The sequence below is a fragment of the Nitrospirota bacterium genome (genome assembly GCA_026387665.1).
GTDB lineage: Bacteria > Nitrospirota > Nitrospiria > Nitrospirales > Nitrospiraceae > Palsa-1315.
Genome location: JAPLLG010000009.1, coordinates 72,563 through 89,109 on the forward strand (window position 1 = coordinate 72,563; position 16,547 = coordinate 89,109).

Here is a 16,547-nt window from a genome sequence, read left to right on the forward strand (position 1 = left end):
GTCGCTTCTGGCAGTCTGCTAGTCTGGCTTGGCTACAGCAGCTTCACCCTTTATTTTCGGATGACTACATCGCATGGTATATGACCCCAAAGATCCCTGGAGCAAGAAGAGCGACCCGCTCGAGGATGTCCTCCGGCAGGCTCAATCGCAGTTCAAGAACCTGATGCCCTCAAGCGGCATCAGAAACCTTGCCATGGCCGCGCTGTTAATTTTTCTCACCTGGCAGAGCGCGTTCATCGTGAGCCCGGACGAAGAAGGTGTCGTCAAACGATTCGGCACCCCGGTCCGCACCGTGGGACCTGGCCCCCATGTGAAAATTCCTCTCATCGAGTCGGTCCTGCAGCCGAAAGTCGAAAAGCTCCATCGGATCGAGATCGGGTTCCGGACCGATCGGCAGGGCCGCCAGCAAATGTTAGCGCAGGAAGCCCTGATGCTCACCGGCGACATGAACATCCTGGCCATCGAGTTCATCGTGCAATATAAGATTAAAGGCTCTGCGAACTATCTCTTTAGTGTCGCGGAGATCCATGAGACGATCGGCAAAGCGGCCGAAGCCTCCATGCGGGAAGTGGTCGGCAAGAGCAAGATCGACGAGGCCTTGACGACCGGCAAAGCCCAGATCCAGCAGGACACCATGGTGCTCCTCCAGTCCATTCTCGACCAGTATCAGGGCGGCGTCCAAATCGCCGCCATTCAACTGCAAGATGTCGATCCTCCGGAAGCGGTGGCGGCGGCCTTCAAAGATGTGACCAATGCCAAGGAAGATCGGGAGAAGCTGATCAACCAGTCACAGAGCTATCGCAACGACATTCTGCCGAAAGCCAAAGGCGAAGCCGCTCAGGTGGTGAACCAGGCCAAGGGCTATGCCCAGGCCAGGCTGAACCGCGCCCAGGGCGAGGCCAACCGTTTCGTGGCGACCCTGAAAGAATACAATCAGGCCAAAGACATCATCAGCAAGCGGCTCTACATCGAAACCATGGAAGAAATCCTGCCGAACATGGAAAAAATTATCATTGACGGCAAAGCGGGCGATCGCGTGCTGCCCTACCTGCCGCTTGAACGGCTCAAAGCCAAATCCAGCGCCGCTGAGGAGCCAAAACCATGACCAAGCAGGGATTCATCATTGCCATGCTGGCGGTCGTCATGGGGTTGTTTCTCCTGGGAGCCTCGCCGCTCTTCATCGTGGACATCACCCAGAATGCGATCGTCGTCCAGCTCGGCAAGCCGGTTCGCAACCTTACGGAGCCGGGGCTCTACGCGAAGGTGCCGTTCATTCAAGAAGTCACCTACTTCGACAAACGCCTGCTGGACTATGACTCGGACCCCCAAGATGTGATCACGCAGGACAAGAAGACCCTGCTGCTGGACAACTACGCCAAATGGCGGATTGTCGACCCCTTGAAGGTGTATCAGAACTTTCAAAGCCAGCGGGGCGCGCTCCAACGGCTGCACGACATTATCTATTCCGAGCTCCGGGTCGAACTCGGGCGCCATGACCTGCTGGAAATCGTCGCGACGGGCCGAGCCGAGCTCATGACCATCGTGACCCAACGGTCGAATGAGAAGGCCTCCGCCTACGGGATCGAAATTCAGGATGTGAGGATCAAACGCGCCGACCTGCCAGAGCAGAACGAAAAGGCCGTGTTTGCCAGAATGCAAGCCGAGCGGGAACGGCAGGCGAAGCAATACCGGGCGGAAGGGGCTGAGGAAGCGCAGAAAATCCGTTCAGAGGCGGAAAAAGACCGCGAAATTATTCTGGCTCAGGCCTACAAGGAATCGGAAGAACTGCGTGGCGCCGGGGATGCGAAAGCCTTTAAGGTCTATGCGGACGCCTACCGGCAGGACCCTCACTTCTTTGAATTTACCCGTTCGATGGAAGCCTACAAGAAGACGTTCAAAGACAAGTCCACCATGGTGGTCAGCCCTGATTCAGAGTTCTTCCACTATCTGAAGCATCGCTAGCGGTCAGGACAGCCCCACAACCTCGCCCGTGGCTGGATCGATGCCGATCCGTTCCCCTGCCGGCTTCTTGGGCAGTCCCGGCATGAGTTGAATGCCGGAACAGACTGCGGTGAGGAAGCCGGCCCCTGCCAGCATTCGCACTTCCTTGATCGGCAGCGTAAACCCGGTTGGGCGCCCCTTCAAGGCAGGATCGTGCGACAAGGATAACGGCGTCTTGGCCATGCAGATGGGCAACTGATCCAGTCCAAGCTGCTCCGCCACCTCGATATCCCGCTCGGCTGCTGGGTCGAACGATACGCCCGAAGCTCCATAGATCTCTGTCGCAATGGTCTGAATCTTCTTCTTGATCGGCCAGGCCACGTCATAGAGATGCCTGAACGATGATGGTTGCTCTGTAGCCCTGGCCACAGCCTGCGCGAGGGCTTCCGCCCCCTTGCCTCCATCGGCCCAATGGGTTGAGACCGCAGCATCCACCGCGCCAACCTCTCTGGACCTCTCGCGAACCCATTCCAGCTCAGCCACCGGATCATCCACAAACGCATTGACCGCCACAACCACCGGCACTCCATGGGCCTTCACGTTCGCGATGTGCTGCTCCAAGTTCGCAAAACCCTTGACCAAAGCCTCCTGATTCGGCCCGGTCAACCCTGCCGGAAGCGGGACACCGGCCTTGACCGTTCCTCCGCCACCGTGAAGCTTGAGGGCTCGGAGGGTCGCCACAACCACGGCCACCGCTGGCTTGAATCCTGAGAGGCGGCACTTGATGTTAAAGAACTTCTCCGCCCCGAGATCGCTGCCGAATCCAGCCTCCGTCACGACATAGTCGGCACAACGTAGGGCGATGGCATCGGAAATAATTGAACAGTTCCCATGAGCAATATTGCCAAACGGGCCCGTATGCACGAAGGCCGGCGTGCCCTCCAGCGTCTGCACTAAATTCGGCAACGGCGCGTCTCTGAGCAAAACGGCCATAGACCCGGCACAGCCCAGCTCTTCTGCCCGCACGGCCTTGCCACCCGTCGTGAACCCGACGATGATCTGCCCGAGCCTGCGGCGCAAGTCGGCCTGACTCGAAGCCAAGGCCAGCATCGCCATGACTTCCGAGGCTTCCGTAATCACAAACTGGCCTGTGCGACCTGCCGTCCCCTCACCCAGCGAAACCTGCCGGAGCGACCGATCGCTGATCCCCAAAGTCCTGGGCCAGGTGATCCGATTCGGATCTATCTGCAGTCCATTTCCATGAAACAGGTGATTATCGACAAAGGCCGAGAGGAGATTGTGGCTGGCGGACACGGCATGGGCATCGCCGGTCAAATGAAGATTGATCTCTTCCATGGGAAGGACTTGCGCTCTCCCTCCCCCCGTTCCTCCGCCTTTGATCCCGAACACTGGCCCCAACGAGGGCTGCCTAAGCGTCACGGCCGTTCGATGGCCGAGGCGGGAAAGGCCCATGGCAAGCCCAATAGACGTAGTCGTTTTGCCTTCTCCGAGCGGAGTCGGATTGATGGCGGTCACGAGCACATACCGGCCAAGGCGCGCCGATTTGAGCCGCTCAAGCACATCCAGCGAGACTTTTGCCTTCAGCCTTCCGTAGGGCAGCAGCTCGCTAGCCAGGATACCAAGCTGGTCGGCGATATCCTGAATAGGACGAGCCTTCACGGATCGGTTGATCTCAATGTCTGTCATAGATTGAGTACGAATAGGATCGCTATACCGTCATGCCGCGGCAGTATAGCATGAGAACCGAGGAGGGTCAGGATGGGAGGGAGAGGGAGAAGGAAAAGGAAGGCCGAACGAACTATTCGAGGATGTACTTGACCGGGTCCAGCGTCTGGCCATAGACCTTGACCATGTAGTGCAGATGGGGCCCTGTAGCAAGCCCGCTGCTGCCGACTAAACCCACGACTTCCCCGCGCTTCACGCGCTGCCCCTCTTTGACTAACGACTTGGCCAAGTGGCCATAGAGGGTTTCGATACCGAATCCGTGGTCCAGCTTCACGAGATTGCCCAGCTTCGGGTCAAACCCGACCATGGTCACGCGCCCTTGGGCGGGAGCCTGGACCGGCGCATTGGCAGCAGCTCCGATATCCAGCCCGTCATGCCAGGCCGGCTTTTCCGTAAAGGGAGACACTCGCGGACCAAACCCGGAGGTCACCCAGCCCTTTACGGGCCAAATGGAGGGAGTAGCGGCCCAGCGAGAAGACTTCTGCTCGGCAGCCAGGGACAACTCTTGAAGGAACTGCTCCTGCACCGTCGCTTCTTTTGATAGCCATTCGATACTATTCTTGATCGAGGCGATCATCTCCTCCTCAGTGAGGCCATTCGAACCGGCCAGGAGGCTATCAGCCGCATGGGCTGCTTCAGTAGAGCCTGGGATCAGGCTGCTGGCGTCACTTTTCTGAGTCTTTTCAATGGCAGGCATGACATTGCCCTCTGGAAGGGGAACGTCTTCACCGCCTCGCCCATTTACCATGTCCCCTGTCTTAGGGGCTTCAATACCCAGCATGACCCGGAGGCGTTGATTGACCTCCTTCATGCTCGTCAAACGCTTCTTCAGGTCGTCAACGGCCGTCGAGAAGGCTGCCGTCTGCTCCCGCGAACTCATCGCCTCAGCGCGGAACCCGGCAAGCTCCCAGACTTCATTGGTTCTGATCACATAATGCGAAATAACGAGCGCATCCGCCAACACAAGAATAGACAATCCAATCAATATCTTACGAATAGCTTTGCGGGAAAAGCTGAACCGCAACGGCTTAGCCGTTGAGCCCCGAAAGATCACGACGGTATAGGCGTCGTTATTTTCTGTACCGTTTCCTTGTCCCATAATTTCTACCCCCTATCAGAGCGGGGCTCCTCTACGTCCTTGAGAGCACTCAACAAGTGTACCTATCCAGGGCACTTCGGTCAACCTTTACTCTCCTTGAGACCGAAATATGGCCAGGCACCACAATTAGTTGTAGGTCTCATCGGCAACCCATGCTAGATATCGATCAAGCCCTGCACTAACGGACAGTGCGATAATCTCGGGAGTCTCATAGGAATGCAGTTTCTTGATCGCCTGTTCAAGGGCTGGATACCGAGCTTTCGTCGACTTCAAGATGATGAGAATTTCCCGCCCTTTCACAATCTTCCCCTTCCAGCGATAGATCGATTGAATCGCCGGAACAATATTCGCGCAGGCCGCCAGGTTGGCGCTCACCATCGCATTGGCAATCTTGGCTGCCTCTTTTTGGTTTGCCGCCGTAACCAGGATAACCAGCACTTGCCTGGACGCTGTCTTCAAACGTGGCGTAGCCATGAAAGAGCCTTTCCGCGTCGCACTGGCTGTCGCCCGTGACCTGGTACTAGAGCAATTCCCGGGCTAGACCATGGCGCGATGCTAATTACTTATATTTATCAAGCTATTAAGCGTATATGCGACCATGATCACTGCTCCGATAGATGCCGGAACAGATCGGAACAGCTACTCACTGGTACATGCATGACAAAAAATGCACAGGTTAGATCTCGATATTCTGATTGCTGAGTCAAGACGGCGATCAGTTCATTGACAGCCTTTTCTCCCCTCGCATATGATGCCCGTAGATAAGGAGGCCACTCAATGGGTTTTGCCATTTCCCCGAAAGAACTGAAAGCGCGACTCGACAAGGGCGACAAGCTGGTCCTGGTGGATGTGCGTGAGGATTGGGAATATTCGCTCGCAAAGATAGACGGTTCGATCCTGATTCCACTCGGAACCCTTCCGCAATCGCTGGCCAAGCTGAACCACGATTCGGAAATTATTGCCATCTGCCACCATGGCATGAGAAGCGCCGATGCGACGAACTTCCTGCTTCAACAGGGGTTCCCAAATGTGAAGAATTTGGTGGGAGGAATCGACGCCTGGTCGACTCAGGTCGATGGAACCGTCCCTCGATACTAGGCCTGCTCCGTCTGGATGGGCGGTCCATGCGTTCCGCTCCCTCCCGCCCACGCGATCGTAACTAGCCCATACGCTCGCGGAAATAGTCGACGGTGAGCTTAAGCCCTTCACTGAGTTCGGTTCTGGGCTCCCAGGACAATTCTTGACGGATCTTGCTGGGATCGATCACGCTCCGCGCCTGCTCGCCCTTCTTGGCCGGCCCATGCACTTCCTTGCTGGTTGAGTTCGTGTGCGTGATGAGCAGCCGCATCAAATCGTTGATCGAGGTTTCTTGCCCCGTCCCAACATTGTAGGTGCCTTGCGTGTCCTGACCCATCACCGCAAGATTGGCCTCCACCACATCCTCGACATAGACGAAGTCTCTGGTTTGGCGCCCATTGCCGTGAATGATCGCTTGCTCGTTATTCAGCAGCTTCTGAATGAAGATCGCGATGACACCGGCCTCTCCATCAGGATCCTGACGCGGCCCATACACATTGGCATAGCGCAGATTCACCACCTGAAGCCCGCTCACTCGTTGGTAGTAGGAGAGATATTGCTCCCCGCATAGCTTGCTGATGCCGTAGGGAGACAGGGGCCGCGTGGGATGGGACTCAGGGGCAGGATAGACATCCTGCTCTCCGTAGATCGCTCCGCCGGAAGACGAAAACACCACCTTCCGCACTCCGTGCCTGACGGCCTGCCGCAACACATTCAACATCCCCAACACATTCACCTGGGCATCGAAGACCGGATCTTCCACCGATTTACGGACATCCATCTGCGCCGCAAGGTGCATGACGACATTGGGCCGTTCGTTGCGAAACACGCCTTCAAGCCGCCAACTCTGAATATCCATCTTACAGAAGCGAGCGGCGCGATTGAGGTTTCTCCGCTTTCCCGTGGACAGATTATCCACGATCACAACCTCATGCCCTTCCTGGAGCAAGCGATCGACCACATGCGAGCCGATAAAACCGGCTCCGCCCGTCACCAGTACCTTCATGCCTGCCTCCATCGCCAATGCATCGTCACCATCATCGCTCCGCCCCAGGCCCGGTCATGCTGTCATCACGCGCGTAAACCCGACCAGGATCTCACGATTGCCTTTTCGCCCGATCACGGGAGAATCGAGCACACCTTTTAGCTGAAGCCCCAACTGCGTCGCGCAAGCAATGACCTTCTCCGTCACCGCTTCGCGCTGCGCATCGTCCCGCACGATTCCCCCTCGCCCCACCTGCCCCTTGCCGACTTCAAACTGGGGCTTCACGAGCGCCACAACCGTTGCGAAACGATTGAGGAGACCGACAACGGCAGGCAAAACCAGGGTCAGGGAAATAAAGGAGACGTCGATCACAGCTAAGTCGATCGGCTCAGGGACCGTTGTACGGTCAACATACCGAATATTGGTCCGTTCGAGCAAGACAACACGCGAATCCTGCCGCAGCTTCCATTCGAACTGCCCATACCCCACATCGACGGCATAGATCTTGGTCGCGCCCCGCTGCAACAAACAGTCGGTGAATCCGCCGGTCGAACAGCCGACATCCAGGCCAATCGTCCCGCTGGGATCAATCTGAAAGGCATCCAGCGCCGCCGCTAATTTGTCGCCCGATCGGCTGACGAACAATGCGGGCTGCACGACTTCGATTCGCGCATCCAGCGGCACCAGCTTCGCCGGCTTGTCTACCATCATCCCATCCACCGAGACTCCGCCCGCCAACACCGCTCTGGCCGCAGCCTCACGGCTGGGCACCAGGCCCTGCAACAGCAGCACACGGTCCAACCGTTCTTTGCGAATACGAGGGGTGGATGACATAGGGACTAGGGACGCAACGCTAGGGAGTGGAGGCGGGCTGAGAGGCCCCTTTCAGAAAATCTAGGCGGACGGCTCATCCGATTCGTCGTCTGCGGAGAAGGCATGGATGCGCTTTTTGCCGTTCTTGTCTTGCACGAGCACTTCGACTTTATGTTCGGCTTCTTCGAGAATCTTGAGGCAATTCTTCGAGAGGCGAATGCCTTCCTCGAAAATCCTGAGCGATTCGTCCAGCGGAAGATCGCTTTTTTCCAACTCACCGACAATCGCTTCCAACCGCGCCATGGCCTGTTCGAATTTCACCGCTGCCACAATATGCCTCGTAATCTATAGGTGTAGAAAACCATTATACGCGACCACCCCTCGATTTCAAACCGAGGAATCGTCCACGATCCGCGTGACCCTGCAATGCAATCGTCCTCTGGCCAATTGCGCCTCCAGCTCCTGCCCCACCTCCACGTCGCTCGCTCGATGGAGGACCTGCCCAGCTGGGACCGTCTGTAAAATACTGTAGCCCCGGCCAAGAACCGCCAGGGGGCTCAGGGTATTGAGCTGCGCCAGCAACGCATGGATCCGGTGACGATGCTGCGCCAAGATCGTTCCCATCTGCCCTTCGAGACGCTTCGAGAATTGCGGAACCGTCGCCAGCCCCTGCTTGATCGTGAGAATGGGATTGAGGCCGGAGAGATCCCGCTGCGCCTCATGCACCCGTTCACGCCCGGAGGTCAACACGCGCTGAAGCAACTCGCGCAACCGATCCACCATGTCATCGGTCCGTTGCGCCGCATCCTGGAGACGGAACCGCACATCCGTCACCCCGCGAATACCGGCATCCAACCTCTGCCGCTCGAACGCGCAATGCCGGAGCATCATCTGCCCCATACGGAGGGTCAGCTCCCGCAATCGCTCCACGATCTCAGCCAATACCGGAACGACCGCCTCGGCGGCCGCTGACGGAGTCGGTGCACGGAGATCGGCGGCGAAGTCGGCCAGCGTCACATCGATTTCATGCCCGACCGCCGACACCACCGGCACGTGGGAGGCGACAATGGCGCGCACCACGATCTCCTCGTTGAAACTCCAGAGATCCTCCAGCGATCCTCCGCCTCGCCCGACGATGATGACATCCACGGAGCCCCAGTCGTTCAAGGCAGCCAGCGCTTCGGCAATTTGACGCCCGGCGCTCTCCCCCTGGACTTGCACCGGAGCGATCAGGATATGCAATGTCGGCCAGCGACGCCTGAGCACGGCCAGAATATCCCGAATGGCGGCGCCCGTCGGCGAGGTGACCACGCCCACCGTTCTGGGAAATGCCGGAATCGGCTTTTTTCTGTCCTGATCGAACAGTCCCTCCGCAGCCAATCGCTCTTTCAACTGTTCGAAGGCCAGCTGCAGCGCACCGACGCCTTTCGGCTCCACCGTATCGAGCACGATCTGATATTCACCGCGCAGCTCGTAGACCGTGAGCCGCCCCCGCACGATCACCTGCATCCCCTCTTGCAAGGCAAAGCGCAGCTTCAGCGCGCTGGACCGGAACAGCACCGCGCGAATCTGGCTCGTTTTGTCCTTGAGGGTGCAGTAGACGTGACCCGACCCTGGCGCACGAATATTGGACAGCTCGCCTTCCAGCCAGATGTCGGAGAATTGTTCTTCGATGGAGGTGCGGAGCAGCCCCGTCAATTCCGAAACCGTGAAGACCTGTTTCGGGGGAGCGGGCTGAGAAAAGAGATCAGGGAAACCGGGAGGGCTCGTGATGAGACTCCTTTAATCGATAATGCGAATGCGTTCGATCGACAGCGCCTTCCCGAGACGCGCATCTAGCTCGATCAGGACCGCGCAGAACACGGCTGGCCCGGAGGCTACTTCAAAGCGCCGGGGCATCCCGGTCAGAAACTTTTCGATCGCCAGTTCCTTTTTCACCCCGATCACGGAGTGAAGCGGCCCGGTCATCCCGATATCCGTAATATAGGCCGTCCCTTTCGGGAAAATCTGGTCATCGGCCGTTTGCACATGCGTATGGGTCCCGACTACGGCGACGACCTCTCCGTCCAGATAATGTCCCATCGCCATTTTCTCCGACGTCGCTTCCGCATGCATATCGACAATCACGGCAGCCGTTCGTTTTTTCAACGAGGCCAACTCTTTTTTGGCTGCCTGAAAGGGACAGTCCAACGTCGGCATGTAGGCCCGCCCCATCAGCTGGAGCACGCCCAACTGTTCCCCGCCGGCTGACTCGACCACCACACTGCCAGATCCCGGCGCACCGCTCGGATAATTGGCCGGACGAAGCAGGCGCGGCTCCCGTGGAAAATAATCGAGAATTTCCTTCTTGTCCCAAGCATGGTTCCCGGTCGTAATAACCGCAAGCCCCATGTCGAACAACTCTTCCGCCAACTCCGGCGTAATGCCGAACCCGGCGGCGGCGTTTTCCCCGTTGCCAATCACGATATCAACCTGCCGCTGCGCCACCAGCCTGGGCACAGCCCGGGCCACCGCACGGCGCCCAGGCTCTCCAAAAATATCGCCAATGAAGAGAACCTTCACTTAGCATACTCCACATACCGGCTCTCGCGAATCACGGTCACTCTGATCGTGCCGGGATAGGTCAATTCCTGCTCAATCTTTTTTGCCAGATCGCGGGACAGTTGGAAGGACTCGGTATCCGTAATGTCTTCCGAACGGACAATGACGCGAATCTCCCGGCCCGCTTGAATGGCATAGGCCTTCTGCACCCCTTTGAGCCCCGTGGCCAGCGACTCCAGCTTCTCCAGCCGCTTAACGTAGGTCTCCAGCGCTTCCCGGCGCGCCCCCGGCCTGGCCGCAGACAAGGCTTCCGCCGCCGCGACCAATACGGACTCGGGACAGATCGGCTCCACTTGCTCGTGGTGCCCTGCAATGGCATTGATGATTTTTTCGCTCTCGCCGTACTTCTTGGCGATCTCCGCGCCCAACATGGCATGGGGGCCTTCTTCTTCATGACTGACGGCTTTCCCAATGTCGTGCAGCAGCGCGCCCCGTCTGGCCAGCTTCACGTCGAGACCCAGCTCCGAGGCCATGATGCCGCAGATATAGGCCGCTTCGCGCGCATGGTAGAGGTTGTTCTGCCCGTAGCTGGTCCGGTACTTCAGCCGGCCGAGCACTTTGATCAATTCCGGATGGAAATCCGAGAGCCCCAACTCGAAAATAATCTTCTCGGCTTCTTCGTACATGAGCTTGTCGATATCGACTTTGACCTTCTCGACGATCTCCTCGATTCGCGTCGGATGGATACGCCCGTCATGCATCAACCGTTCGAGCGACACCTTGGCGATCTCCCGGCGCAAGGGATCGAAGCCCGAGATCACGACGGCTTCCGGCGTTTCATCAATGATCAAATCGATCCCGGTTGCGGCTTCGATTGCGCGGATATTGCGCCCTTCCCGTCCGATGATCCGCCCCTTCATTGCGTCGTTCGGGATCTGGACAACGGAAATCGTGGACTCGGCGACATAGTCGCGCACCACCCGTTGAATCGAGGAAGTAATGATCTCGCGCGCTTCCCGCTCCGCATTCTCCCGCGCCTCTTCCAAGATCCGCTTGGCCAGCCCAATCGCCTCCAGCCGCGCCTGACTTTCCATTTCATGGATGAGCTGCTTCTTCGCCTCGTCGGATGTCATCCCCGCGACGCGCTCCAGCGCCTCACAGTGCTCCTTCTCCGCTCGCGTGCAAGCCGCTTCCTTCACCGTCAGCTTCTCTTCCCGCTTCACCAGCTCCAGATCCCGCTTCTGGAGATCGCTGTCCCGCTTGTCGATCGCGCTGACCCGTTTTTCGATGGTCTCGTCGCGCTGCAGCAAGCGTTTCTCGACGATGGCGAGCTCGGCCATCTTGGCCTTCTGCTCCTTCTCAAGCTCCGCCTTCGACTGGAGCAGCAGGTCTTTCGCTTCCAGCTTCGCTTCCTTGACAATATTGTCCGCTTCCCGCTGGGCATTCTGCACCGACTGGCGGGCCTGTTCCTCTTCCTGCGCCTTCTTCGCGGCGCCCGATGAGCGGCGGATCAATTCAAACAGCCCGACTCCGAGCAATCCCCCAACGAGTCCTGTCAACAGATACGCAATAATTGAGGTAAAAATTTGACTCACCCCCCTACAATCGCGAGACGAGAAACAGCCTGTTCCTCAGCCTCATCTTGATACAAGATTGGTCAACGGTCCTGTGCTAATGAAGGGAGCGCAGCGGAAGAATAGGTATACGGAAGAGGATCGCCCAACACGCGGCCGACAGACTTACTCCGAGAACGGACTCCACGGGGATGAAGATCGTGCTGAATTGAGAGAACGAGTACGTCCCGTGCAGGACAAATCCCACGAAGTCCCTCTGCGCTGGAACCCCCTCATCCGCATGAAAGGATTGCGTGCGTGAACCGGAAGCAACCGAAGACTGTTTCCGTGCACCGCACTGCCGGACGGCAGCAGATACTCCATGACTTTACCCAGCATCTCCAAGAGGTTATACATGAGGAGGACGAACCCTTGCACACATGATCTCTGTCTCAATTTCACCAGCATCAAAAACCCACATCTATTCCGCGGTGACTGCATCATCTTCCCGGATTACTGAACCGGTTCGAGCGTGACCTAATCGTATCCCTACCGTCGCATCCGCGACATCCCGACATCCACGTCTGACGATAGCAAAGGGGTCTCCCCTTTGCAAGGCGAATCTACCGGAACAGCGAGGTCGGCACCTGCTCTTCGATGGACTCCATGAGCGACGTCATCCGCCGCTCGACATCCGCCTCACCCTGCGCGCGCTTCCGTTCAACTTCGAACAACTGATGGGCCAGGTTGACCGCCGTCAGCACGGCAAGCTTCGACGGGGTCGTGGTGTTCATCCCCTCCGCAAGATGGCGCATATGGCCATCCACGAAGCTGGCGAGCCGACGGATATAGGCCTCGTCCGCCTCGCCGCGGATCGCGAACCGTTGACCGTAGATTTCCACATCAATGGTCTTCGTCAATGGCCACCTCCTTGCGTTCTTCAAAGCACTCCAACAACTCCACGTCGCCGAGAACTTTTTCGATGCGAGACTTGATATCGACGCGCTCTTGCTCCCAGCGCCGATTCGAATCATCCTTCTCCGCAAGTCGCTGTCGCACCACCGTCAATTCTGCTTCAACCGCCGCATTCCGCTTCTTGAGTTCTTGAACGAGCTTCACCAAATCTTTAATGCGATTTTCGAGTGCGTCCAGCCGATCCAGCGCCATTTCCTTGCTCCCCTTTAAGCCCCTACAGGTTGTGGCGCACTATAGAAACTTGCCTAGATCTTGTCAAGAAATGGCCCTTAGAACGTCTTGCCCAACCGCGCATACTCACGATAGCTCCGCAGCACGCGTTTCACATATTGCCGCGTCTCCTGATAGGGGATCAATTCGACGAACTCATCCTGGCTTCGTCCACGATGCAACGTAATCCAATTCCCCACCGCGATCGGCCCGGCATTGTAGGACGCGATGGTATACGCGACATTCCCGGAAAACTGTTCAAGCAGCTGCTCCACGTAGTGGACGCCGATGCGAATGTTGGTCTCTTGATCGAACAAGTCCTCCCGCCCGACGGCGGGCAGCCCGAGTCGCTGCGCGACATTATTGGCCGTGCCCGGCATCACCTGCATCAGGCCGATCGCCCCGACCCGCGACACCGCCCGCCAATCGTATTGGCTCTCCTCTCGAATGATCGCCGCCACCAGATAGGGGTCGACACCCTTCGCCCCCTGGCCCTTGATTGTCGGCAAGAGCCCCATCGGATAGGCGACAGGCCAGAGCGCCGGGGAGACGGACCCGCCGGTTCGCTCCAATTGATCGCGGAACTTGGCCCGCGCAAGCCGGAGGCCATGGTGATAGGCGCCCGCCTCGTTCAGCATCGTCGAGAGCACCATGAGGAGGCCCGGCTCCCGGCTATACCGGTCGATCAGCCCCGCCACCTCTCGCGCCACATCTGAATCCAGCCCCAGCGTCTTCAGCTCAAGCGCGCGCCGATAAGCTGTCTGCTGCTCGATCTCGGCTCTCGTCGTCACAGCCCCTGCCGCCGCACCATTCACCGGCTCGCCATCGTTCGCCGGGACACTCGCCGGCACTGGTTCCGGTGCAACGGACTCCGGCAGCGGGATCTGGGTACGTTCGCGCGCCAGCTGACAGTAATAGGTATAGATAAATCGATGACAGAGCTGCACATAGACATCGTGAGCCTGCGGCTGCTGGTTCAGCTCGGCCGCGCGCGCCATCCAATAGAGCGCTTGCGGCTCGAACTCTCCGTCATGCTGCTCCACGAGCGCCCGCAACTGGTCGAAGGCCTCGCGATAGCGCCCCATCCGGTAATAGCCCCAGCCCACGCGCCACTGTCCCTCGGCTCGCTGAGAGGCAGGCTCTCCAACTTTCGCCACCTGCCGATAGTGCGCAATCGCATCGTCGAAACGGCCCTGATCCTCCAGCCATACACCGGCAAAGAGCGTGATCTGCCCCTTCTGTTCCGGGGACAGCGACGACCCTGCCGCCGTATGAGCCAGCTCCAATAACTTGTCGCCCTGGCCCTGCCGAAGATAGACGCGGGCGAGCCAGACCGAGGCTTCGGAGGATTCCGTTGCGCCCTCTTTCGCCAGCGCGCGAAACGTCTCTCTGGCCTGGTCGTACTGTTTGAGCCGGACCTGCGCGATGCCGAGCTTCAACTTCGCCTCGGTGCGCTGAGGCGATGAGGGATCAGCCGCAAGAAACTTCCGGAGCTCCTCAATCGCCTCAGCATGGAAGGCTTGCCCAAGATAGGCCTGCGCCCTGGCAAGCCGCTCGCTCGGCTGAACCACCCATGGCTCACCGCCCAGGTTCGAAGCTAGCAACGCTTCTGCCTCTTTGGCTTCCGGACTGAAGGCAAACCGCACCCAGAGCTGCCGCAGCGTCTCATGGCCTTCCTGAATATTATTCTCTCGCAACTGGCAGGCGCCCTGCCGAAGCAGCGCCAGGGGCGTCTCCACTTCCTTCTGGCTCAGCCCCACCGCCTTGGCAATCCAGGCTGTCGCTTCGCGGCAACTCAACGTCTGATACCAGGCTTCTCCGGCTCGATAGGCTGCCTTGACCACCAACGGGGAATTCGGCGCGGTCTGGGAAATGGTTTCGAACATCTCGGCTGCCTGCTTACCCTCCCCAAGCTTCAGTAAAGCCTCTCCCATCCACAAACGGACATAGTCATCCAAAAGCGGCGAATCGTTCTGGGCCGCGCGGAGAAACTGCAGCGCCGCGGCAGGATCCCGTTCCAGGAGCAGCACCCCGGACAGCAAGCCTGCGCGCGCAGCCCAGACCGTGGCAGGAAATTGTTTCCTCAGCCGTTGGAGCCGCTCAAGCTTCAGCGACAAGACCTGTTCTTTGTTGAGCGACTTGCCAAGCCGTTCTTTCGGCAGAGCGGCTGCTTGAAAGCAGGCTTCCACCGTCTCACAGGTATCGGGGACACTTGGCAGAGGAAGGGAGGAGGAGTCGGCGGATACAGGCCAGGAGAACAACACAGCCCAGCAGAGGCCCAGAGCCGTGACGGAGAGCAGCTTTCGCACCGTTCGTTGATTCATACGATCATGCACCGGTCGTCATTCTCACCACTGTGACTACTTATATCAGTGTCCCTGCTCTCTTGCCAGCAAAGCCGCGTAAATCCTATGCCTTGTTCCACTTTTTCAGCCTGTGGTAGGCTGCACCATGTCGCATGAGCCAACCGCCGCCCCATCCAGTTCACCTCCCGTCAACCTCCTGGCCCTCACCGAAGAGGGGCTGGGTCGGTTTCTGCAGCAATTTGAATGGCCCCGCTACCGGATCGGTCAGATCTTGCGCTGGCTCTATCAGCGGCGCGCCGGCAGCATCACGCAGATGACCGATCTCTCACAGAAAGATCGAGAGCAACTGGCCCACGTCGCCACGATTTCGCGCACGCAACAGTGCACCGTACTTGAATCAGCCGACGGCACGCGCAAGTTCCTCCTCACCTTGGACGACGGGCTCCGCATTGAAACGGTGCTGATTCCGGACGAGGAGCGGCTCACGCTCTGCGTCTCGACCCAGGTGGGCTGCATGCTGGATTGCGGCTTCTGCCTGACCGGCACCATGGGACTCAAACGCAACCTCAAGGCGCATGAAATCGTCGATCAGGTCCTCACGGCGCAAGACCATTTAACCGGCGAGGAACGACTCACCAACCTCGTCTTCATGGGCATGGGAGAACCGCTGGCCAATATCGAGGCCCTCTCCACCGCCATCCAATGCCTGATCAATAAGTCCTGGGGATTGGGCTGGTCGCCCCGCCGCATTACCGTCTCGACCGCGGGGCTCGCCGCCAGATTGAAGGATGTGGCAGCGCTCGGTGTGAATCTGGCCATCTCCTTAAACGGCACGACGGAAGAGCAACGCCAGCAGTTGATGCCGGCGGTCAGCCAGATCGCTTCGCTCAAAACGCTCATGGCCGCCTGCCGCTGCTATCCGCTCGCCCCGACCAGACGGCTGACGTTTGAATATGTGTTGCTCGCCGGCGTGAACGATCGCGACGAGGATGCCCATCGACTAGTGAAGCTGCTCAAGGGCCTCCGCTGCAAAGTAAACCTGATTCCCTTCAATGAGTTTCCCGGCAATCCCTTCCGCCGGCCGACCGATCGCAGCGTGCTGGCCTTCCAGGCAATCCTCACACGGGCCGGCGTCGATGCCTTCATCCGCAAGAGCCGCGGACGCGACGTGCTGGGCGCCTGCGGACAATTGGGCAATCTCTCGCCCGACTACGCGGGGCGCGCCTTGACACAAATTGAATCCCGTTGCTAGCATGCACCGTGCGCGCCGCCCAACCATGATCTGGCTGAACTCCCGACAT

The 16,547-nt window shown here is 58.6% G+C and carries 16 protein-coding genes; 4 read left to right on the forward strand and 12 right to left on the reverse strand.

The window, feature by feature from the left end:
• Nucleotides 1-73: 73 nt before the first annotated feature.
• Entirely contained in the window at nt 74-1,105 is a 1,032-nt protein-coding gene (gene hflK / locus NT179_09005; protein ID MCX5722151.1) for an FtsH protease activity modulator HflK, read from the forward strand.
• On the forward strand, nt 1,102-1,962 hold the full coding sequence (gene hflC, locus NT179_09010) for a protease modulator HflC (protein MCX5722152.1): 861 nt from the start codon (nt 1,102-1,104) through the stop codon (nt 1,960-1,962). The genes hflK and hflC overlap by 4 nt, the downstream gene beginning before the upstream one ends.
• 3 nt (nt 1,963-1,965) lie before the next feature.
• Here hflC and NT179_09015 read toward each other — a convergent pair whose 3' ends face one another.
• The 3 genes from NT179_09015 to NT179_09025 form a co-directional block, all read right to left on the reverse strand.
• Nucleotides 1,966-3,648, reverse strand: coding sequence for a formate--tetrahydrofolate ligase (locus NT179_09015; GenBank protein ID MCX5722153.1), 1,683 nt, complete (start codon nt 3,646-3,648; stop codon nt 1,966-1,968).
• Nucleotides 3,649-3,760: 112 nt separating this feature from the next.
• On the reverse strand, nt 3,761-4,786 hold the full coding sequence (locus NT179_09020) for a M23 family metallopeptidase (protein MCX5722154.1): 1,026 nt from the start codon (nt 4,784-4,786) through the stop codon (nt 3,761-3,763).
• 126 nt (nt 4,787-4,912) lie between these two features.
• The gene (locus tag NT179_09025; GenBank protein MCX5722155.1) at nt 4,913-5,260 is read right to left on the reverse strand and encodes a divalent-cation tolerance protein CutA; all 348 of its coding nucleotides are present in this window, start codon (nt 5,258-5,260) and stop codon (nt 4,913-4,915) included.
• 303 nt (nt 5,261-5,563) lie between these two features.
• Between NT179_09025 and NT179_09030 the strand changes: the two genes are divergently transcribed.
• Nucleotides 5,564-5,884, forward strand: coding sequence for a rhodanese-like domain-containing protein (locus tag NT179_09030; protein ID MCX5722156.1), 321 nt, complete (start codon nt 5,564-5,566; stop codon nt 5,882-5,884).
• A gap of 61 nt (nt 5,885-5,945) precedes the next feature.
• Here NT179_09030 and NT179_09035 read toward each other — a convergent pair whose 3' ends face one another.
• The 9 genes from NT179_09035 to NT179_09075 form a co-directional block, all read right to left on the reverse strand.
• The gene (locus tag NT179_09035; protein MCX5722157.1) at nt 5,946-6,869 is read right to left on the reverse strand and encodes a GDP-mannose 4,6-dehydratase; all 924 of its coding nucleotides are present in this window, start codon (nt 6,867-6,869) and stop codon (nt 5,946-5,948) included.
• Between the two features lie 54 nt (nt 6,870-6,923).
• The gene (locus NT179_09040; GenBank protein MCX5722158.1) at nt 6,924-7,682 is read right to left on the reverse strand and encodes a TlyA family RNA methyltransferase; all 759 of its coding nucleotides are present in this window, start codon (nt 7,680-7,682) and stop codon (nt 6,924-6,926) included.
• A 60-nt stretch (nt 7,683-7,742) separates the two neighbouring features.
• Nucleotides 7,743-7,991, reverse strand: coding sequence for an exodeoxyribonuclease VII small subunit (xseB, locus tag NT179_09045; protein MCX5722159.1), 249 nt, complete (start codon nt 7,989-7,991; stop codon nt 7,743-7,745).
• Nucleotides 7,992-8,048: 57 nt separating this feature from the next.
• The gene (gene xseA, locus NT179_09050; protein ID MCX5722160.1) at nt 8,049-9,434 is read right to left on the reverse strand and encodes an exodeoxyribonuclease VII large subunit; all 1,386 of its coding nucleotides are present in this window, start codon (nt 9,432-9,434) and stop codon (nt 8,049-8,051) included.
• A gap of 9 nt (nt 9,435-9,443) precedes the next feature.
• Nucleotides 9,444-10,223: a TIGR00282 family metallophosphoesterase gene (locus NT179_09055; protein ID MCX5722161.1), complete on the reverse strand. Its 780-nt coding sequence runs from the start codon at nt 10,221-10,223 to the stop codon at nt 9,444-9,446.
• Nucleotides 10,220-11,761, reverse strand: coding sequence for a ribonuclease Y (rny, locus tag NT179_09060; GenBank protein MCX5722162.1), 1,542 nt, complete (start codon nt 11,759-11,761; stop codon nt 10,220-10,222). The genes NT179_09055 and rny overlap by 4 nt, the downstream gene beginning before the upstream one ends.
• A 617-nt stretch (nt 11,762-12,378) precedes the next feature.
• Nucleotides 12,379-12,675, reverse strand: coding sequence for a cell division protein ZapA (locus tag NT179_09065; protein MCX5722163.1), 297 nt, complete (start codon nt 12,673-12,675; stop codon nt 12,379-12,381).
• Nucleotides 12,659-12,922: a cell division protein ZapB gene (gene zapB / locus NT179_09070; protein MCX5722164.1), complete on the reverse strand. Its 264-nt coding sequence runs from the start codon at nt 12,920-12,922 to the stop codon at nt 12,659-12,661. Before zapB ends, NT179_09065 begins: the two co-directional genes overlap by 17 nt.
• A 77-nt stretch (nt 12,923-12,999) precedes the next feature.
• On the reverse strand, nt 13,000-15,264 hold the full coding sequence (locus NT179_09075; GenBank protein ID MCX5722165.1) for a transglycosylase SLT domain-containing protein: 2,265 nt from the start codon (nt 15,262-15,264) through the stop codon (nt 13,000-13,002).
• Nucleotides 15,265-15,391: 127 nt separating this feature from the next.
• Between NT179_09075 and rlmN the strand changes: the two genes are divergently transcribed.
• Nucleotides 15,392-16,498: a 23S rRNA (adenine(2503)-C(2))-methyltransferase RlmN gene (gene rlmN, locus NT179_09080; GenBank protein ID MCX5722166.1), complete on the forward strand. Its 1,107-nt coding sequence runs from the start codon at nt 15,392-15,394 to the stop codon at nt 16,496-16,498.
• The last annotated feature ends 49 nt before the right edge of the window (nt 16,499-16,547 follow it).